The 17,454-nt window shown below is 63.7% G+C and carries 20 protein-coding genes; 8 read left to right on the forward strand and 12 right to left on the reverse strand.

Annotated features, from left to right (window positions below):
• Nucleotides 1-31: 31 nt before the first annotated feature.
• From EP007_RS02095 to EP007_RS02115, 5 genes are all read right to left on the reverse strand, one after another.
• A complete protein-coding gene (locus EP007_RS02095) occupies nt 32-271 on the reverse strand; it encodes a hypothetical protein (protein WP_128476073.1) in 240 nt (79 codons plus the stop codon).
• 333 nt (nt 272-604) lie between these two features.
• On the reverse strand, nt 605-868 hold the full coding sequence (locus EP007_RS02100) for a hypothetical protein (RefSeq protein ID WP_128476074.1): 264 nt from the start codon (nt 866-868) through the stop codon (nt 605-607).
• A 57-nt stretch (nt 869-925) separates the two neighbouring features.
• Nucleotides 926-1,114, reverse strand: a complete 189-nt coding sequence (locus EP007_RS02105; RefSeq protein WP_128476075.1) for a hypothetical protein — start codon at nt 1,112-1,114, stop codon at nt 926-928.
• Nucleotides 1,115-1,217: 103 nt separating this feature from the next.
• Nucleotides 1,218-1,871: a YIP1 family protein gene (locus EP007_RS02110; protein ID WP_128476076.1), complete on the reverse strand. Its 654-nt coding sequence runs from the start codon at nt 1,869-1,871 to the stop codon at nt 1,218-1,220.
• A gap of 9 nt (nt 1,872-1,880) precedes the next feature.
• Entirely contained in the window at nt 1,881-2,465 is a 585-nt protein-coding gene (locus EP007_RS02115) for a thymidine kinase (RefSeq protein ID WP_128476077.1), read from the reverse strand.
• Nucleotides 2,466-2,622: 157 nt separating this feature from the next.
• On the opposite strand from EP007_RS02115, the gene EP007_RS02120 reads away from it, so the two are divergent.
• The gene (locus EP007_RS02120; protein ID WP_128476078.1) at nt 2,623-3,357 is read left to right on the forward strand and encodes a competence/damage-inducible protein A; all 735 of its coding nucleotides are present in this window, start codon (nt 2,623-2,625) and stop codon (nt 3,355-3,357) included.
• 1 nt (nt 3,358) lies between these two features.
• Here the strand turns inward: EP007_RS02120 and EP007_RS02125 are convergent, their stop codons facing one another.
• The 3 genes from EP007_RS02125 to EP007_RS02135 form a co-directional block, all read right to left on the reverse strand.
• On the reverse strand, nt 3,359-4,378 hold the full coding sequence (locus tag EP007_RS02125) for an NADP-dependent oxidoreductase (protein ID WP_128476079.1): 1,020 nt from the start codon (nt 4,376-4,378) through the stop codon (nt 3,359-3,361).
• 407 nt (nt 4,379-4,785) lie between these two features.
• Nucleotides 4,786-5,556, reverse strand: a complete 771-nt coding sequence (locus tag EP007_RS02130) for a halocin C8-like domain-containing protein (protein ID WP_128476080.1) — start codon at nt 5,554-5,556, stop codon at nt 4,786-4,788.
• A 57-nt stretch (nt 5,557-5,613) separates the two neighbouring features.
• Nucleotides 5,614-6,225 (reverse strand): NADPH-dependent FMN reductase, encoded by a 612-nt coding sequence (locus EP007_RS02135; RefSeq protein WP_128476081.1) that lies wholly within the window; start codon nt 6,223-6,225, stop codon nt 5,614-5,616.
• Nucleotides 6,226-6,319: 94 nt separating this feature from the next.
• On the opposite strand from EP007_RS02135, the gene EP007_RS02140 reads away from it, so the two are divergent.
• The 3 genes from EP007_RS02140 (at nt 6,320) to gdhB (ending at nt 10,759) form a co-directional block, all read left to right on the forward strand.
• On the forward strand, nt 6,320-9,232 hold the full coding sequence (locus EP007_RS02140; protein ID WP_128476082.1) for a bacterio-opsin activator domain-containing protein: 2,913 nt from the start codon (nt 6,320-6,322) through the stop codon (nt 9,230-9,232).
• A gap of 81 nt (nt 9,233-9,313) precedes the next feature.
• Nucleotides 9,314-9,463 (forward strand): rubrerythrin-like domain-containing protein, encoded by a 150-nt coding sequence (locus EP007_RS02145; protein WP_128476083.1) that lies wholly within the window; start codon nt 9,314-9,316, stop codon nt 9,461-9,463.
• Between the two features lie 6 nt (nt 9,464-9,469).
• Nucleotides 9,470-10,759 (forward strand): glutamate dehydrogenase GdhB, encoded by a 1,290-nt coding sequence (gene gdhB, locus EP007_RS02150; RefSeq protein WP_128476084.1) that lies wholly within the window; start codon nt 9,470-9,472, stop codon nt 10,757-10,759.
• Nucleotides 10,760-10,911: 152 nt separating this feature from the next.
• On the opposite strand, the gene EP007_RS02155 is transcribed toward gdhB, so the two are convergent.
• The 4 genes from EP007_RS02155 to EP007_RS02170 form a co-directional block, all read right to left on the reverse strand.
• Nucleotides 10,912-12,321, reverse strand: a complete 1,410-nt coding sequence (locus EP007_RS02155) for a serpin family protein (RefSeq protein ID WP_128476085.1) — start codon at nt 12,319-12,321, stop codon at nt 10,912-10,914.
• A 67-nt stretch (nt 12,322-12,388) separates the two neighbouring features.
• Nucleotides 12,389-12,775: a hypothetical protein gene (locus tag EP007_RS02160; protein ID WP_128476086.1), complete on the reverse strand. Its 387-nt coding sequence runs from the start codon at nt 12,773-12,775 to the stop codon at nt 12,389-12,391.
• Nucleotides 12,776-12,857: 82 nt separating this feature from the next.
• A complete protein-coding gene (locus tag EP007_RS02165) occupies nt 12,858-13,907 on the reverse strand; it encodes a hypothetical protein (protein ID WP_128476087.1) in 1,050 nt (349 codons plus the stop codon).
• Between the two features lie 129 nt (nt 13,908-14,036).
• The gene (locus EP007_RS02170) at nt 14,037-14,987 is read right to left on the reverse strand and encodes an HhH-GPD family protein (RefSeq protein WP_128476088.1); all 951 of its coding nucleotides are present in this window, start codon (nt 14,985-14,987) and stop codon (nt 14,037-14,039) included.
• Nucleotides 14,988-15,091: 104 nt separating this feature from the next.
• On the opposite strand from EP007_RS02170, the gene EP007_RS02175 reads away from it, so the two are divergent.
• From EP007_RS02175 to EP007_RS02190, 4 genes are all read left to right on the forward strand, one after another.
• Complete coding sequence (locus EP007_RS02175) at nt 15,092-15,340, forward strand: hypothetical protein (RefSeq protein WP_128476089.1); 249 nt, start codon at nt 15,092-15,094, stop codon at nt 15,338-15,340.
• Between the two features lie 70 nt (nt 15,341-15,410).
• Complete coding sequence (locus EP007_RS02180) at nt 15,411-15,743, forward strand: hypothetical protein (RefSeq protein ID WP_128476090.1); 333 nt, start codon at nt 15,411-15,413, stop codon at nt 15,741-15,743.
• Between the two features lie 325 nt (nt 15,744-16,068).
• On the forward strand, nt 16,069-16,779 hold the full coding sequence (locus tag EP007_RS02185) for an RNase P subunit p30 family protein (RefSeq protein ID WP_128476091.1): 711 nt from the start codon (nt 16,069-16,071) through the stop codon (nt 16,777-16,779).
• Nucleotides 16,763-17,377, forward strand: a complete 615-nt coding sequence (locus EP007_RS02190; protein WP_128476092.1) for a class I SAM-dependent methyltransferase — start codon at nt 16,763-16,765, stop codon at nt 17,375-17,377. Before EP007_RS02185 ends, EP007_RS02190 begins: the two co-directional genes overlap by 17 nt.
• Nucleotides 17,378-17,454: the final 77 nt, after the last annotated feature.

Genomic DNA, 17,454 nt, shown 5'->3' on the forward strand with positions numbered 1-17,454 from the left:
CTGCCCCGGCGCACCAAGCGACCGACTCGCTTCACTCGTCCTCGAACGCTTCGGCACCCGGCAGGTCGGCGACGCCCTCGTGGGTGCCCACGAACTCGGCGTCGGCGACCGCCTGCGCGAACTCCTCGACGCGCCCGTACTCCCGAATCGCCAGTACGTGGCCGTCCTCGACCGCGAAGACGATTTCGTCGGTGCCGTCGCGGTGGCGGTAGTGGTCGCCCTTCTGCGGGTCCTCGTGGTCGTGCGAATCGTCGGCCTCGTCGTGTCCCATCCGGTAGAACCGCAACGGCGAGACTCTTTAAAGTTCATCGCGGAATTTGAACTCTGAGTCGTCGCAACCGAACCAATCTGTGGTCCCGCGAGACTACACCGACCACGAGGATGCGCCGCGCACTCGGCCGCGCTCGCGGTTCTGCGCGGCCGAGGGTACATGGCGGGGAGGTTCGAGGCGCGGTTGCGGCGCTGTGCAGTTGCGGTGCTGTGCGGGGCGGTTGCGGCGCTGTGCAGTGGCAGTGCTGTGCGGGGCGGTTGCAGTATGACTGGCGTCGGCAGTAGCTAGCTACACTCACCGACCTGAACCGCGGTAAATCGACCCGAGCTGGCCTTACTCGAAAACCGGACTGTCGTCTTCCATCGCCTCGATGTCGTCGGCGATGTCGCGGACCTGCTCGGGGAACAGCGCGATTTGGACCTCGTTGCCCTCGGCGTCCTCGCAGACGACCTTCACGCGCTTGTCGCCGAACTCGCGGGCCTCGGCCGACTCCACGTCGAACAGTTTCGCGGTGCCGGACTTGTTCGAGGGACCGACATTCTTGATAGCTCCGTCTTTTAGCTCGACCATGAAGTCGTCGAGAATGAGGTTGAGCATGAGCGCCTTTCGAGTCGGAGCGTCTTATAAGTAGCCGAGTCCGAGAGCGGCGAGTCGTCAGTCCGCGCTCTGTTCGGCGCTCATCTTCAGGATTCGCGGAACGATGAGGAGGTCGAGGATGGCGATACCCAGCACGAGCCACCGCATCGTCCCGTCGAGGAAGGCGAACGCGATGACGACGAGGAGTAAAGTTTGAACGAACGCGATACCGTATCGGACGACGGGATTTTCGAACGGGGAGACCATACGCGAGTAAAATGAAAACGACCCTCATAATGATTGTTGAATTAACTCAGTGAGCCTATTGCCCGACCGTCGCTCGAAGACAGAAGTCCGCGCTGTCGGTCTCTCAGGCGAGCGGGAGACAGACTTGTGCGCCGAGTTCCGAGACCCGCAAACACACCTCGCTAGCGGTCCAGACGACGACCTCGCCAAACGCCGCAACTCCCCGGAAGGCGTAGCCGAACACTATCGCGGCGGGAATCGCGCCAGCGACTGCGGCCCGGAGCGTCGAAGTCCCGTGGACCGTCCGGAGACCGACGACGAGCAGGACCGCGCCGTAGGCCGTACAGGCGAGTCGGAGCGTGGGACTCGGAATCCCCGCAAAGACGCACGGTGCCGTCGCGTAGGCGATGACCTGCACGGTCTCGCTGGTACCCGCGCGGTCGCGCACGACTCCCATGAGAAGGACGGTCTGGAGCGCGCCGGTGAGGTGGAGGACCGCGGGCGCAACGAAGACGGTGGCGAGCGCGAGACCGAACAGCGCCGCGAGCGCGGGGCGACCGCCGATGGAGGGCACCGCACTGGGGACCAGCGCGAACCGGGTCGCCACCTCTACCAGCACGACCGTCATGGCGAAGACGAGGCCCGGTGCTTGGTCGCCCGGCGCGACGCCGCGCTCGAAGAATCTGCGGGGCGCGACGAGGACTTCCAGCCACGCGCGAGCCAGCGCCGCGGGACCGCGGTCGCGCCCGCCGGTCGGGTTCTCGACCCACTGAGTCATTAGCTCGAACTAGTCGCTCCGGAGTGTATGACAGTTCCGACATCGCGCTTCGTAGGACTCGTCGGCGCCGACCATGATGGTCGGGTCCTCGACGTGGGCCGGTTCGCCGTCGATGAGCCGCTGGTTCCGCGTCGCCGGTTCGCCACACTGGGCGCAGATGGCCTGATACTTATCCACGTATTCGGCCAGCGCGATGAGCCGCGGCAGTGGGTCGAACGGTTCCCCCCGGAACGTCTGGTCGGTGCCAGAGACCACGACGCGCCGGTCGTCGTCCGCGAGGAATTCGCAGACCTCGACCAGTTCCTCGGAGAAGAAGTTCGCCTCGTCGATGGCGACGACCTCCTCGCCGTTCAGTTCCTCGGGGATGTCCCAGACGCTCTCCTCCGGGTCAACCACGGTCGCGTCCCACTGGCGGCCGTTGTGCGACCCCACTGTCCCCTCGCCGTACCGGTCGTCCAGCGAGGGCTTGAACGCCGCGACCTCTTGGCCCGCGATTTCGGCCCGGCGAAGCCGCCGGAGCAGTTCCTCGGTCTTCCCCGAGAACATACAGCCGGTGACAACTTCGACCCACCCGCTGTTCGTGATTTTGTGCATGTCCGGTTCGCGCTCACAGGAGCGTCAAAAGGGTTGCCGATTCGGGTCGGCGACGTGTGAACGTACAGCGATTATCGCGTCCAGGAACGAGACCGATAGCGACACTCCCCGTGCCCGACCGCGTCCCTTTTGTCCGCGGACGACTTCGCTTCGCTCGATGCAGGTCGCCATTCTCACCGTCGGCGACGAGGTACTCGCGGGTGACACCGAGAACACGAACGCGACGTGGCTCGCGGGCCGACTCACCGACTCCGGCGCGACGGTCGCGCGAATCCTCACGGTGCCCGACGACCGCGAACTCGTCGCAGACACCGTGCGCAAGTGGGCCGACGCCTTCGACGCCGTCGTCGTGACGGGCGGTCTCGGCGGCACCCACGACGACGTGACGGCCGACGCCATCGCCAACGCGTTCGACCGCGAACTCGTCGTCGCCGACGCCGTCCGCGAGGACGTGGTAGAAACAGTGGCGGCGTACCGCGACGAGAACCCCGAGACGGTCGAGGCTCACGACTTGGACCTCGACGTGGACGCGTGGGCGTCGCTCCCGGCCGGAAGCAAGTCGCTGATAAATCCCGAGGGGCTGTGTCCCGGTTGCGTCCTCGACAACGTGTACGCGTTCCCCGGCGTCCCGGCGGAGATGCACGCGCTGTTCGAGCAGGTCGCCGGGGAGTTCGGCGGCGACGCCGTCTCGACTACGCTCTACACGCCCCAACCCGAGGCGTCCCTGCTGGACGCGGTGGCAGGCGTGCGCGAGGAGTTCGACGTGACGGTCGGGAGCTACCCCGCCACCGACGAGCGAAACCGACTGAAAGTGACCGACTCGGACCCCGAGACGGTCGCGGCGGCCGCCGAGTGGTTGCGCGAGCGCGTCGAAATCGTCGCCGAGGAGTAGCTTACTCCTCGCGCTCGCCGACCTTCACGAGTTGCTTGCCGATGTTCTCGCCTTCGAAGAGTCCAAGGAAGGCGTCGGGCGCGTTCTCCAAGCCCTCCGTGACCGTCTCTCGGTACTGAATCTCGCCCTCGGCGACCCACTCGCCGAGTTGCCGGGTCGCCTGCTCGAACCGCGACATGAAGTCCTGCACGAGCAGTCCCTCGACCGTCGCTCGGGTCTCGATGAGCTTCCCGAGCTTTCGCGGTCCCGTGGGCATCTCTTGGGCGTTGTACATCGAAATCTGGCCACAGACCGCGACGCGGGCGTCAACGTTGAGCTTCGAGAAGACGGCGTCCGTGATGGGACCGCCGACGTTGTCGAAGTAGCTATCCACGCCGTTCGGCGCGGCCTCTTCGAGGGCCGCGCCGTAGTCGTCGGTAGTCTTGTAGTTGATACCGGCGTCGAAACCGAGTTCGTCTTCGAGGAATTCGACTTTCTCGTCCGAGCCTGCGAAGCCGACGACGCGAGCGCCCGCCTGCTTGGCGATTTGGCCAGCGACCGACCCGACTGCGCCCGCCGCGCCCGTGACGACGAACGTGTCACCGGCCTTCGGTTGTGCGACCTCGCGGGTGCCGAAGTAGGCGGTGCGGCCCGGCATCCCGAGGACGCCGAGCGCCGTCGAAATCGGACCGAGGTCGGGGTTCACTCGCTGGAGGTCGCTCCCGCGCGCCGTCGCGTAGTCGGCCCACTGGAGGTTCCCCGTCACTACGTCGCCTTCCTCGAAGCCCGCGCCGTTCGATTCGACGACTTCGCCGACGACGGCGGCCTGTAGCGGGTCGCCGACTTCCCACGGGTCGGCGTAGGACTCTCCGGCGTCCATCCGTCCGCGCATGTAGGGGTCAACCGAGAGGTAGAGCGTCCGAACCAGCACTTCGCCGGGGTTCGGGTCCGGTACGTCTTCCTCGACCAACTCGAAGGTATCTCGGTCGGGTTTGCCGTCGGGGCGTTGCGCCAGTAGGTACTTGCGATTAGTTTCCGGCATAGTCGTACCAAGAGTCGCTACCCGGAAGGGACCTGCGGAAGGGGCAGGGATGGTCGGTTTAAACATAAATAAGTTAACCAGACTCAGCGCATATAATTCGTAGAAAACACGAGGTCAGAGATGTTTGAACGATTATTATTCTTAAATGGATGTAATTAGATACAACAGTACAGAGTAGACGGCAGTATATCGAACAGCATGTGAGATGCTCTGGCTAACACTTTTACCTATTATGAGTACATCTACAAGAAAAATTCCGAGACACATCGTAATCATTATACAGACAAACGAAACCAAACTACTGCGAAACAGATCATCGAGTAACAGACCGGCAGATACGACTATTAAAAGAATAAAAAACAGCTTCAGACGTTCACTTGTGTAACTTTTCATTTATTAGATTTTATTCACAGTGGTGGAGTGTTACAGTAACCAAAGTCGTAACACACTGCTCCGGCCGCTCGTCTACAATCTTTAGTCAAGTCAATATTTTTGCATACGTATTCAGCGACGACGCTACAGGTTGCACCAGCAATGGCGTTTACCAAACCTACCCCAAGGCAAATCGCGGTCGTACTTAATCCACATCCATATTTGCAAACGTATTTTACGATTTCTTTACAACCGGTACACTCGCCAATACCCTGAATCGAAACACTTTCTCCTTTGATGACAGAAGGTTCACCAGATTGTGTGATTTCCTTTGTACGAACTTGACCGTTCTCAATGGTAGCAAAGTTGACTATCAGTTTACCATCTCGTTCCCAGAGAAGTTGACCCTTCGAATCAAAGAGTTCGCCGTTTGAGAAGGAGAAACCAATCCTCGCTTCTTTCGGGTCTGACGTTTTCTCTGCTGATTCAAAACCGAAGGTCACTAACCTTCCGGACAAACCTTGCTCATCTTTGGAGATTACCCGATACGCTTCAACATCCGCTTTGTTTACAGTGAAACTGTATTGTTCCTCAAAATGATTACTCAATTGTTCGAACTCGGGTTGATTCTGTGCTTTATCTACAATACTTTTCTGTTGTGCTCTTTTTAGTTCAATAAGTTCGCTTTTTTCACCACGGACTGAATCGGATCTAATTCCTAGCCCAGCAGTACTGAGTCCTATCGTTCCGAGAAGGGATCGACGACTTATTCTGGAATCCTTATCGCTGTTTTTGTCTTTTGACATCGACTTAACATTCGAACCCCTTGATTAAAAAATGTGTTTTTTTTTTCTAACTTTATTTTAGTATTTTTTATTTTGGGTAAGCTGGTCAACCGCGCCGACGTTCTCCTCGCTCTCCATCGTCGGCGGATTGGGTTCGATGGTGGCGTAGCGGACGACCTCGCGGCCGAGTTCTCGGACGCGCTCGGCCACGTCCTCGTCGGTGAACGTGCCGTCCCGAATTGCCGAGTGCGACCGAGGCACCGCGGCCTGATGGGGCAGGACCCACGCGTCGAGCGCCCGACAGACCGACCGGAGGTGTTCGAGCGCCGTGATGGGAAAGCCCCCGCCCGACACCGCGAGCAGGCCGACCGTCTTGTGTTCGAACTCCTCGAACCCGCAGTAGTCGAGCGCGGTCTTCAGCACCGAGGAGTACGACCCGTGGTACATCGGCGACCCCAACAGGACGGCGTCGGCCTCGCGGACGGCGCGCTTGAGGTCCGCGGCGTCGCCCGCGTCCGCGTCGTCGGTGTCGGGGTCGTACGCGGGCAGGTCGTACTCGCGCAGATCGAGCAGGTCGGCCGCGCCGCCCTCGCTCTCGACGGTCTCCAAAGCAACTTCCAGCGCGACCCGCGTGACGCTCTCGTCTCGCAGACTTCCACAGAGCGCGACGACGTGAGGTGTGTCCGACATACCTGTTTCCTCGGAGGCGAGCGCCAAATAGGTGGGTGGCGACCCGAATCGGAGACAACGGACACTTATCGGTCCGAACACTACCTCGGCGCTAATGGATACGACTCGGTCACGCCGGACCGCCGACGACCGACTGCGGGTCCTCCTCGCGGGACCGGAGCGGTGGGACCAGCGAGTGGGACCGATATTCGCCGAAGACGAGGACGTTTCCGCACAATCGGTCTCGACGGTCGAGCAGGCAGTCGCGGCGGCGACCGACCGACGCGCCGAACTCGATTGCGTGGTCGCCGCCCACCGACTCGGCGAGGAGACCGGTCTCGACCTGCTGGCGGCGCTCGGGTCACGCGGATGCTCTATTCCCGTCGTGTTGGCACCGAGCGACGGGAGCGAATCGCTCGCCAGCGAGGCCGTCGGGGCGGGCGTCGCCGACTACCTCCCGGCAGATACGGAGGCGGCCGCGTTCCGTCAACGATGTCGGGCGGCGGTCGAGCGACGAGGCGACCAGCGCCGACGGCGCGAGCAAGCCGACCAGTTCGAGTCGTTTTTCGCCACGCCGGGCCAGTTCACCGCGGTCCTCGACGCCGACGGGACCGTCGTCCGCGCAAACCGGGGCGCGCTCGACGCGCTGGGGCGCGACGAGCGCGCCGTCCTCGGCAAGCGGTTCTGGGGGCTTCCGTGGACCGACGAGTCGTCGCGGGACCTCCAGCGAGCGGTTCACCGCGCTCGCCGGGGCGAGTACGCGGAGTTCGAGGCGGGACTGCCGGGCGACGGCGGCGACGCCGGTGCTGGCGACGCAGACGGCGAGGCCCGGTTCGAATTTACCGTCCGACCCGTGGCGAACGAGGGCGGCGACGTGGACCGCCTCGTCGTCGAGGGCCGCGAAGTCGCCGAGCGCGTCCGACTGGAGGAGGAACTGCGCGAGTCAGAGGAACTCCACCGCGTCACGCTGAACAACATGACCGACACCGTCCTTGTCACCGACGACGAGGGCGAGTTCACCTACGTCTGTCCGAACGTCCACTTCATCTTCGGCCACAGCGCCGAGGAGATTTACGACCTCGGGACCATCGACGCGCTTCTCGGCGAGGACCTCTTCGACCCGGACGGACTCGACGCCGAGGGGACTCTGACCAACATCGAATGCACTGCGACCGACAAGGACGGCCGGGAACACACCCTGCTGGTCAACGTCCGACAGGTGTCGATTCAGGGCGGGACGACCCTCTACAGTTGCCGTGACATCACGAAGCGAAAACAGCGCGAGCGGGCGCTCACGCAACTCCACCGGACCAGTCGCGGCCTGCTCTACGCTGAGACGAAAGCCGAGATAGCCGACCGCGTGGTATCGGACGCCGCCGCGGTTCTCCCCTCGGCCGCCGCGGCGCTCTACCGGTTCGACCGCGAGGAGAACGTCCTCTACCCGACGGCGGTCTCCGACGAGTTCGAGGAACTCGTCGGCGCGCTCCCGGAGTTCCGCCTCGACCGCGAGAACCCCCTCACCGAGGCCTTCGTGGAGGACGAGACCCGGACCGATGACTCCGCGGGAAGAGACGCGTACCTCGACCGGACCGACCGCGCTCCCCAGTCGCCGTTCTCGACGCTCGGCGATTACGTTGCGGTTCCGCTGGGCGACCACGGCGTCTTCCTCGCGGCCGCCGCCGAGGCGACCTTCGACGAGGTCGGCGCGGAGGTGGCGGAACTGCTGGCCGCGACGACCGAGGCGGCGTTCGACCGCGTGGAGCGCGAGAGCGAACTCCGCGAGCGCGACCGGGCGCTCCAGCGACAGAACGAGCGACTGTCGCAACTCAACCGGGTCAACGAGTTCATCCGCGAGATAGACCAGGCGCTCGTCCGCGCGGAGTCCCGCGAGAAGATAGAGGCGGCGGTCTGCGAGCGACTGACCGCCGACGACCGGTTCCGGTTCGCGTGGATCGGCGAGACCACGTCGCTGAGTCGGACGCTCCGGCCACGAGCGTGGGCGGGAGACGAGCAGGGGTACCTCGACGGCGTGCCCTTCGAATTCGACGGCGATTCGGCGGCCGCCGAACCGAGCGTCCGAACCGCCGAGCGTCGGGAGGCGACGCTCGTCGCCAACGTCGCCGAACACCTCCGGACCGGCCAGTGGTGCAAAGAGGCGGTATCGCGGGACTTCCAGTCGGTGCTGTCGATTCCGCTCGCGTATGATGACGTGCTGTTCGGGACGCTGACCGTCTACGCCGACCGACCGAACGCCTTCGACGAGATGGTCCAGTCGGTCCTCCGGGAACTCGGCGACACCGTGGCCGCGGCGATCAACGCGGTCCAGCGCAAGGAGGCCCTGAGAAGCGACGCGGTGGTCGAACTCGAATACCGAGTTTCGGACCCGAGCGGCGTCCTCTCCCGACTCGCCGGAGAGACCGGCGCGTCGCTGGAAGTCGAGGGCGACGTGGTCGGCGACGACGGGACGACACTCGTGTTCGTCACCGTCGAGGGCGCGGACCTCAACCGCGTGGTCGCGTCGGCCGAGGCCTCGGTCGGCGTCGCCGACGCGGAGTCGGTTCGGGAGACCGACGAGGGCGGACTCGTGGGACTCCGTCTGCGCGAGGACTTCGTGACCTCGGTGCTGGCCGACCACGGAGCGGTCCTCCAACGCTTCCGAGCGACGCCCGAAGGTCTCTCGCTGACGGTGGACGTACCGGACTCGGTCACGACGCGGTCGATAGACGAAGTCGTCTCGAACAGCTACGACTCGGCCGAACCGGTCGCACAGCGCCAGCGAACGCGGGCGCTGGACACGCGCGGGCGGGCCGGGCGACTCCGCGACGACCTCACCGAGCGACAGTTGGAGGTCGCGCAGATGGCCTACCACGCGGGCTACTTCGACGCCGACCGAGACGTGACCGGCCGGGACGTAGCCGCGATGCTGGATATCTCTCACACCGCGTTCTACGACCACGTTCGGCGAATCCAGCGGAAACTGTTTGCGTCGCTGTTCGAGAACCGCCCGCACACCGAGGAGGTTGAATAGTAACCCACGTCTCGGAGGAACACGGGTTACTATTCAACAAGACAGTCCATGACGCGGTAGCGTCTTAGCAATATTTACCGAATGAAAACCCGCGACCCGGAGTACGACGCAGACGAGGACTACGAGTACGAGTGTCTGCACTGCGGTGCGACGGTGAGCGCGAGCAGTCACCCCGGCGATTGCGACGACTGTGGACGCTCGATGCGAAATCGACGGATGCCCTACGAGTAATTTACTATGGCAACGAATACACTGGACGACCCCGAGGGAGACGACTACTCGGAGACCGAATCGGCGCTCGAAACGGCCTTGCGACAGCTCTCGGCGGCGGCCACGCACGTTGACGTGGACGAGGGCGTCATCGAACGCCTCAAACACCCGACGCGGGTGGTCGAAGTCGGCGTGCCGCTGAAGCGCGACGATGGAAGCGTCGAAGTGTTCACGGGGTATCGCGCCCAGCACGACGACGTGCGCGGCCCGTACAAGGGCGGCCTGCGCTTCCACCCCGACGTGACCGCCGAGGAGTGTGTCGGTCTCTCGATGTGGATGACGTGGAAGTGCGCCGTGATGGACCTGCCCTTTGGCGGCGGGAAGGGCGGCATCGTCGTGAACCCGAAGGAACTCAGCACCGAAGAGAAGGAGCGTCTGACCCGACGCTTCGCCGAGGAAATTCGGGAGACTATCGGCCCGAAGCGCGACATCCCCGCGCCGGACATGGGCACCGACGCCCAGACGATGGCGTGGTTCATGGACGCTTACTCGATGCAGGAGGGCGAGACGACGCCCGGCGTCGTCACGGGCAAGCCGCCCGTCATCGGGGGGAGCGAAGGCCGCGAGGAAGCGCCGGGTCGCTCGGTCGCCATCATCGCACGCGAGGCGCTCCAATACTACGACACGGACGTAGACGAGGCCACCGTGGCGGTTCAAGGATTCGGCTCGGTCGGCGCGAACGCCGCGCGCCTACTCGACGACTGGGGCGCGAACGTCGTCGCCGTCAGCGACGTGAACGGCGCGGCCTACGACACGACGGGGCTGGACACCCACGCGGTCCCCTCCCACGAGGAACAGCCCGAGGCCGTGATGCAGTACGACGCGCCGAACACGCTCACGAACGAGGAGATTCTGGAACTCGACGTGGACGTGCTGGTTCCGGCGGCCATTGGGAACGTCCTCACCGCGGACAACGCCAGCGACGTGCAGGCCGACATCGTGGTCGAGGGCGCGAACGGCCCGACAACTTCGGCCGCGGACGAAATCCTCGACGAGCGCGGGGTCGAAGTCATCCCGGACATCCTCGCCAACGCGGGCGGGGTCACCGTCTCGTACTTCGAGTGGCTGCAGGACATCAATCGTCGTCAGTGGTCGCTCGAACGCGTCAACGAGGAATTGGAATCACACATGCTCTCGGCGTGGGACGACGTACGGACCGAAGTCGAGACCCGCGACCTGAGTTGGCGCGACGCCGCCTACGTCGTCGCGCTCGAACGGGTCGGCGAGGCGAAATCGAGTCGCGGTCTCTGGCCGTAGCGAGCGCGGTCGGAGACCACTGACGAAGCGAACTCCGCAGACGGCGGGCGCACCGGGTTCGCTTCGAGAAGGGACCTAGGGATTTGCTTGTTCGGACGAGACCGGTGCGCCGGGTCAGGGGCGGGCAGTGCGGTCGGTATTTTTCGAGATGACTACTCGCCGGAGAGGTCGGTCACGCGCCCGACGAACAGCGGCGTCTCTGTCGGGCGGTCCCGGATGTAGAACAGGAACGGCCGGTCCACGGTCATCTCGACTCGCTTCGACAACGCGCTTTCAGCGATTACCGCCGCCGTCGCGGCCGCCGCCTCGGTGCCGCGCTCGTCCACCGACACGAAGCTCTGGTGGACCACATCGCTGACGAACAGATTCTCCTCGCTCATCCCCGACAGGTCCGCCGACGGCCCGAACGCTCGCTCCATTCCGAGATTCGTCATCGCCTTCACGAGGCTGAACGACGACTCGACCTCGAACTTCGGGAGCGCGAGCGTGACCTGCGCGCGACTCGTCTGGTCGAGCATCGTGGCGAGTCTATCGACCGTCAGCGACGCCTCGAAGGTCTCGAACTCGCCCGCCGCGGGGAGGACGACGACCATGCTCGTCTCGCCGTTGGCGTAGGGGAGTTCGACCAGTTGGTGGCCGTCGATTTCGGCGTAGTTCGCCTTCAGTTCGTTGTGCATCGTCGGCACCCGCGCGGTCGAACCGTCGAGCGCGGTGAAGGTCCGCTCCTCCGTCTCGTCCTCGGAGAACGGAATCTCCCAGCGCGCCGAGAAGTAGACCGCGTTCGTCAGCACGAGACGAGTCGCTTGGTCGATGGCGTCTCGGGGAAGCAGGTCCTCGATGTTGCCCTCGGTGCGCTCGGCGACCCACGAGTTGATTCGCTCTCGGGCCGCTTCCGGGTCGCCCCTGAAGTCCGCGAGTCGCAGGCCCGCGCCGTAGTAGGCATCGAGCAGGTCCAGAAACTCCTCGCGGAAGGAGAACCCCTCTTGGCCCCACACGCCGTTCGCGGTGGTGAACTCGAAGGCCGGACCGGGGTCCTCGTCGTCGCCCGACACCGTCCGGGCGTCCGTATCCTCGCCGTCCTCGTTGCGTCGCTCGAACTCGGCGGCGAGCGACGAAAACGCCGGATGGAGATTTTGCCGGTCGAGAACGAACCGGAGCGCGTCGGCCATCTCGGCGGCCGTCTCTTCGCGCGCACCGGCGTAGGTCATCGCCAGCGTAACCGAGACGCTGTAGGGGGAGTAGAAGAGGTTCGGGTCGTCTTGCTGGTCGCGCAGGACCGCGAGCAGGTCGAGCGCGAACCCGACGTTCTCCCGAATCTGGTCGGCGAGCAGGTCCTCGGCGAGTTCGGGGTCGGTCGTGGGGTCGATTTCGGGGAAGGGCGGCGCGTCGAAGTCCTCGAAACCGGGCGACTCCTCGGTGGTCGTCTCCTCGGGAGTGGACGTGTCGCTGGTCGTGTCGGTCGCGGTTCCGGTCGTCTGCGGGTCGTCGCTTCCCGTACATCCCGCGAGTCCGGCGAGGAAGGCACCGGACAGCGCGAGGGTTTCGCGGCGTCGGAGGGACATGAACGGGGCTTCGACGGGTCGGGGTAAACGCTTTCTGTAGAGTGAAACGGGCGTTTCAGTGACGCGTTCACTCGCCGCGCTCGTTCGATTTCGAGGTACCGTTTCGGAGCGAGTCGAGCGTCGTCCAAACGACCGCGGCCGCGGTCGCCAGTCCGACGACCGCCAACAGTGAGTACAGCGGCGACGCGAGCGGGAACAGGACAAATATCGAAATCAGCGACAGCGCAAGGGCCAACAGCGCCGCGGTGGCGATTTCGACCGCCTCCGGCCGGGTCCGGAGGACCGAGGGATAGCCGAACTCCTCGGCGACGGTCGAGAGTCCGAGGAGGTTCAACGTGACGTACCAGAGGACGAGGACGACCGGCGGGAGCGACGTGTCGTAGACGACCGGAAGGTGGCCCAAGACCGCGAAGGACGCGCCCCAGAGGAGTTGGTCAATTCGTTGTATTCTCATCGTATCGTGCTGAAAGACGGGGTAGATACGCTTGTATGTTTGTCTGAGATATGGTTACATTTCGATTCTCTCTTGCCCTGTTTCAGACGCCTTCAAAGCAATCCATCGCGTTCGCGCAACTCACTCCGCTGAGAAGGTGCGAACAAACGCCGAAGACGCAGAGAACACAGATGACAGCACCGACACCAGTCGGGCTGCCGACACAGGCAGGTGAACATTTGAGACATCCAGCGATACTACCAGAGAATGAGGCGACGCATCCGACAGCTTTGACAGCACAATTATCCGTGAGCGACCCTAAACCCGCAAACCCGAGGCTTTTGATTATCTTTTTCGCAACGACCTTAGCCGCGCCAGATATGAATTCAGGTTCAAACGTCGCCGACTCTGGGGAGACTGAAGCAGCAGTCGTCTCCTCGGGGATGATGTTGTATCGGATAAATTCAGTTGTCGGAACGTCAGTCGAGTCGGTCGTCGAATCGGCCCCGACCCTCTCAACGTCGTACTCGTCCGGAGAAATTCCGACTGACTCGGGGTCAAGAACATCTACGTGGAGTCCTTCGATGTCCGACCGAGTGTAGACGAGTATGCTCTCGTGGTCGTCCAGCGAGGCCGCAGAGAGAGCGGCCTCTCGTTCTTCGTCCGTCGCAGTTCGGAGAAAGGTTGCTTCGTCCTCGGCTCCCAACAACCACGCGTCAACACCGGTTGGAATATCGTCGTACTTTTTGTTCGGAGCCTTCTTTTGTGCATCGCCATCGAAAGTGAAGGCAGCGCTTATTTCGTCGTCCACGCTCCCGACCAGAAGCGTCCCGTACCCGAGGTCAATCTGAACTGTTTTAAGAGTGAAAGATTCGCCGTCAAGTTCAGTAGTCTCTGCCGTCCCACGGCGCGGGATTCGATTGAGGCCGAGTTCTTCCAGAATAGACTGCACCTCGGCGGTTCGCTCGAACTCTTTTAGCTCGCTTCCGTTCGCTCCTCGCTTCGCTATCGCGTTACCGCTAAGCCCACTGATACCGACCCCAGCACCCGTAGCGCAACTCCGGAGAACGTTTCGTCTGCTGATTCCATCTGATTTATTTTCTTTTGACATTGCATGATATACGATATACTCCACATATAACACCATTTCCATTTGTGCAAGTACATTATTATTTATATATTAAATTTATTAAAATAGTATATACTTATCTAGATTCATTTATAGACTGCTCCTAAGCCCATTATTATTTTTATGTTAAATGACTCCAAATAAAACCCGCCACTACCGCAGTCGTGCGACCGCCTCGTCGTCCGCAGAGTCGCCGTCTCCATCGGTCTTCTCAACCGCCACCAGTCCGTCGTCCGAGAGGTCAGAGAGAAGCCCTTCAAGCCACTCGCGGCCGTACTCGCCCTCCGGCGCGTAATCGACCCGGACGCGCGGGCCGAGTTTCGACAGCGGGAGTTCGTCGTACTCCTTCAGGATGGAGATTACCTTGCCGCGGAACTGCCGACGACTCCCCTCGAAACTCGGCTGTGTCGGCACGTCGGGCGCGGTGAAGTCGCCGGTCTCGTAAGCGTGACACCACTCGCGCCACGGACACCCCGCTGAGTCGCATTTCGGGGACTGCTCGCAGGCGACGCCGCCCAGTTCCATGATGGCGTTGTTCCAGACGCGCGACTCGCCTTCGGGCATCGCCTCGCTGGCGGCGGTCTCGAACGCGGCGTCGTCGTCGGGCACGTCGAACGCGCGGTGGAGGACGCGCTTGACGTTGGTGTCCACCACGGCGTCGCCGTTGTTGAACGCGAACGAGGCGACGGCGTTGGCGGTGTACGGCCCGACGCCCATGAGATTCTGAAGCTCTTCCGGAGTCTCCGGAAATTCGCCGTCGTACTCGGTGACGACCTGCTCGGCGGCCTCGTGGAGGTACTTCGCGCGGTTGTTGTAGCCGAGGCTGTGGTCGGTCCAGAAGCCCACCACGTCGGCGCGGTCGGCGTCCGCGAGGTCGGCAGGCGTGGGCCACTCGTCGAGGAACGCCTCCCACGCGGTCACGACCCGGCCGAGTTGGGTCTGCTGGCTCATGACCTCCGAGACCAGAATCTCGTAGGCGTCGTCGGTCTCCCGCCACGGGAACTGTCGGTGGTCGGTCTCGTACCACGCGGTTAGGGCGTCGCGGACCGCGGGAAGGTCCTCGGGGAGCGAGTAGTCGGCGTCGTCCGATTCGGCGTCGCTCATCGGCGAGCAATAGGGCGGAAGTCGGTAAATGGGCGGCGGTTCGGTCGCAGGGCAGTCGGTCGGAACCGCGTCGGTTTATGTGACTGCTACGACACTTTCGGGCCGTGAGTGTTAGCGTCGCGCGCTCGGCGATGCTCGTCGAGGCCGCGCTCGTCCTCGCGGGACTGGCGATAACCTTCTGGGGAGTCACCGGCCTGTTCGCGGTCGGCGGCGCGCTCCTCCTGTCGGGCGCGCTCGCCTCGTTCTCGTGGCCCCGCGAGTCCGAGTCCGGCGGTTCCCAGTGCCCGGACTGCGCCGCGAACAACTGGGCCGACAGAGGGCAGTGTCGGGAGTGCGGCGCGGACCTCCGGTGATTCTGCCTTTCTAGCGCTCGAAAGCGCCCCAGTCGAAAGGCGTTTCCGCCGCGGTGCCAATCCTCCGGGCATGAGTCTGGACGACCTACAGGACGACGTGGAGGGCGAGTACGCCGACCTCGGTGACGAACTCTCGGTGTCGCTCGACGGCGAGACCCGCAACGAACTGGCGATGCTGGAGACCGCGCTCGACGCCGACGAAACCGACGAACTGGTCCGGCGGGCGATTCACATGCTGTTCCAGCGGACGGTGGATACCGGAAATCTCGACTTCCACCTCCGGAGCGGCTACGACGTGACCTACGACGAGTACCTCTCGGGGATGACCTACGACCAGATGACCGGCGGCGGCCAATCGTTCCCCCAGCAACAGCAGAAGGACGACCGGCGCTACCAGTTCTGAGAAACCCCGACGAAGCGCGTCTTCCGCTCTGTTACGTGAGTCTCAATTTTTCACGCTGCTCGACCCTGACAGTCCACGGGACGCGCCGCGTCTGCGCTCGCGCTTGCGGTCCTGCGCGAGCGCAGACGCAAGCGGGGAGGTACGGGGCGCGGTTGCGGCGCTGTGCGGTCGCCGTGCTATTGCGGTCTGAGTGGCGTCGGCAGTAGCTTAGCTACTTCTCGACTGTCCTCCCAGTAACAAATAAAAATCGACCCTACCAAATCCCGACCTCGAAGGGACAGACCCAAAACCGCGCCGGGAGAACATCCACGACGAGACGGTCCTTATGCCACGCTACGAGGGCGTCCACGCCCATCCCGACGGCGACAGCACCGCGGCGCGCTTCGCGGCCGCCGCCGCCCGACACGGCTTCGACGGCGTCGTCGTGCGCAACCATAGCGACGCCACTCCCGACTACGACGCCGAGCGAATCGCCGAGGAGTACGACGTGGACGTAGTGGACGCCATCGAAATCCGGGCCGACAACCCCGACGTGGCGTCGGGCCACGTCGGCAACTACCGGCCAAAACACACCGTGGTGGCGCTCCACGGCGGGACCAACGCCCTGAATCGCTTCGCGGTTGAGTCCGACCGCGTGGACGTGCTGGCCCACCCCATGCGCGGCCGGGGCGACTTCAACCACGTTCTGGCGAAGGCCGCGGCAGAACACGGGACGCGCGTGGAGTTCGACCTCTCGCGGGTCCTGCGCGAGGACGGCGGCCCGCGCGTGCAGGCCTTACAGGACCTCCGAAAGCTTCGGGAGATCGTCACCCAGTACGACGCGCCGTACGTCGTCAGCGCGAACCCGACCAGCCATCTCCAACTGCGGGCACCCCGCGAGTTGGTCGCGGTCGGCGAGACAATCGGCTTCTCCAGCGACCAGATTCGGCAAGGTCTGGCGGAGTGGGCGGCGCTCGCCGAGCGCAACCGCGAGCGCATGTCCGACGCGTTCATTGCACCGGGCGTCAAACGCGGCAGGTATGAAGAGGACGCTTGAGGAACACGCTTCGCGCTTCGACGACATCGCCGGCGAGTACGACGACAGCCAGAACGACACCGAAGAGTACCGCGCCTGCGTCTCGCTCGTGGTCGAACACACAGACCCCAGTCCCGAGGACACCGTGGCTGACCTCGGCACCGGCACCGGAGCCATCGCGCTGGCGCTCGCCGACGACGCCGGGGAGGTCGTCGGCCGCGACATCAGCGAGGGGATGATGGAGCGCGCCCGCGAGAAGGCCGACTCGAAGGGCATCGAGAACGTGGCGTTCGGGGAAGGGCGCTTCCGGAACCCCAACGTCGAGAGCGCCGACATCGTGGTCTCGAACTTCGCCATGCACCACCTCAGCGACGAGGAGAAGGTCGAAGCCATCGAGACCATCGCGGAGTTGGGACCCCGGAAGTTCGTCCTCGGCGACGTGATGTTCTTCGGCGAACCGAACCCCGACGAACCGTTCTACAGCCCGGAAGTGGACGACCCCTCGACCGTGGGACATCTGGCCGACGCGCTGACCGAGGCCGGGTTCGCGCTGACGGCGGTGGAGAAAGTTCACGAGCAGGTCGGTGTGTTGGTAGCCGAGCGCGGGAACGGCGAGTAATCCACGCAGGCCAACGTGCGACCGGACTGGTCGCGGGCCGACCGCAGTACGAATCTCACGTCTGTTAGCAATGGAGA

The sequence above is a fragment of the Halorussus pelagicus genome (genome assembly GCF_004087835.1).
In the GTDB taxonomy this organism is placed as follows: Archaea; Halobacteriota; Halobacteria; order Halobacteriales; family Haladaptataceae; genus Halorussus; species Halorussus pelagicus.

Excerpts from the sequence above, each read along its gene's own strand:
- EP007_RS02095 (WP_128476073.1), bottom strand. The coding sequence starts at position 271 with ATGGGACACGACGAGGCCGACGATTCGCACGACCACGAGGACCCGCAG.
- EP007_RS02100 (WP_128476074.1), bottom strand. The coding sequence starts at position 868 with ATGCTCAACCTCATTCTCGACGACTTCATGGTCGAGCTAAAAGACGGA.
- EP007_RS02105 (WP_128476075.1), bottom strand. The coding sequence starts at position 1,114 with ATGGTCTCCCCGTTCGAAAATCCCGTCGTCCGATACGGTATCGCGTTC.
- EP007_RS02110 (WP_128476076.1), bottom strand. The coding sequence starts at position 1,871 with ATGACTCAGTGGGTCGAGAACCCGACCGGCGGGCGCGACCGCGGTCCC.
- EP007_RS02115 (WP_128476077.1), bottom strand. The coding sequence starts at position 2,465 with ATGCACAAAATCACGAACAGCGGGTGGGTCGAAGTTGTCACCGGCTGT.
- EP007_RS02120 (WP_128476078.1), top strand. The coding sequence starts at position 2,623 with ATGCAGGTCGCCATTCTCACCGTCGGCGACGAGGTACTCGCGGGTGAC.
- EP007_RS02125 (WP_128476079.1), bottom strand. The coding sequence starts at position 4,378 with ATGCCGGAAACTAATCGCAAGTACCTACTGGCGCAACGCCCCGACGGC.
- EP007_RS02130 (WP_128476080.1), bottom strand. The coding sequence starts at position 5,556 with ATGTCAAAAGACAAAAACAGCGATAAGGATTCCAGAATAAGTCGTCGA.
- EP007_RS02135 (WP_128476081.1), bottom strand. The coding sequence starts at position 6,225 with ATGTCGGACACACCTCACGTCGTCGCGCTCTGTGGAAGTCTGCGAGAC.
- EP007_RS02140 (WP_128476082.1), top strand. The coding sequence starts at position 6,320 with ATGGATACGACTCGGTCACGCCGGACCGCCGACGACCGACTGCGGGTC.
- EP007_RS02145 (WP_128476083.1), top strand. The coding sequence starts at position 9,314 with ATGAAAACCCGCGACCCGGAGTACGACGCAGACGAGGACTACGAGTAC.
- gdhB (WP_128476084.1), top strand. The coding sequence starts at position 9,470 with ATGGCAACGAATACACTGGACGACCCCGAGGGAGACGACTACTCGGAG.
- EP007_RS02155 (WP_128476085.1), bottom strand. The coding sequence starts at position 12,321 with ATGTCCCTCCGACGCCGCGAAACCCTCGCGCTGTCCGGTGCCTTCCTC.
- EP007_RS02160 (WP_128476086.1), bottom strand. The coding sequence starts at position 12,775 with ATGAGAATACAACGAATTGACCAACTCCTCTGGGGCGCGTCCTTCGCG.
- EP007_RS02165 (WP_128476087.1), bottom strand. The coding sequence starts at position 13,907 with ATGGAAATGGTGTTATATGTGGAGTATATCGTATATCATGCAATGTCA.
- EP007_RS02170 (WP_128476088.1), bottom strand. The coding sequence starts at position 14,987 with ATGAGCGACGCCGAATCGGACGACGCCGACTACTCGCTCCCCGAGGAC.
- EP007_RS02180 (WP_128476090.1), top strand. The coding sequence starts at position 15,411 with ATGAGTCTGGACGACCTACAGGACGACGTGGAGGGCGAGTACGCCGAC.
- EP007_RS02185 (WP_128476091.1), top strand. The coding sequence starts at position 16,069 with ATGCCACGCTACGAGGGCGTCCACGCCCATCCCGACGGCGACAGCACC.
- EP007_RS02190 (WP_128476092.1), top strand. The coding sequence starts at position 16,763 with ATGAAGAGGACGCTTGAGGAACACGCTTCGCGCTTCGACGACATCGCC.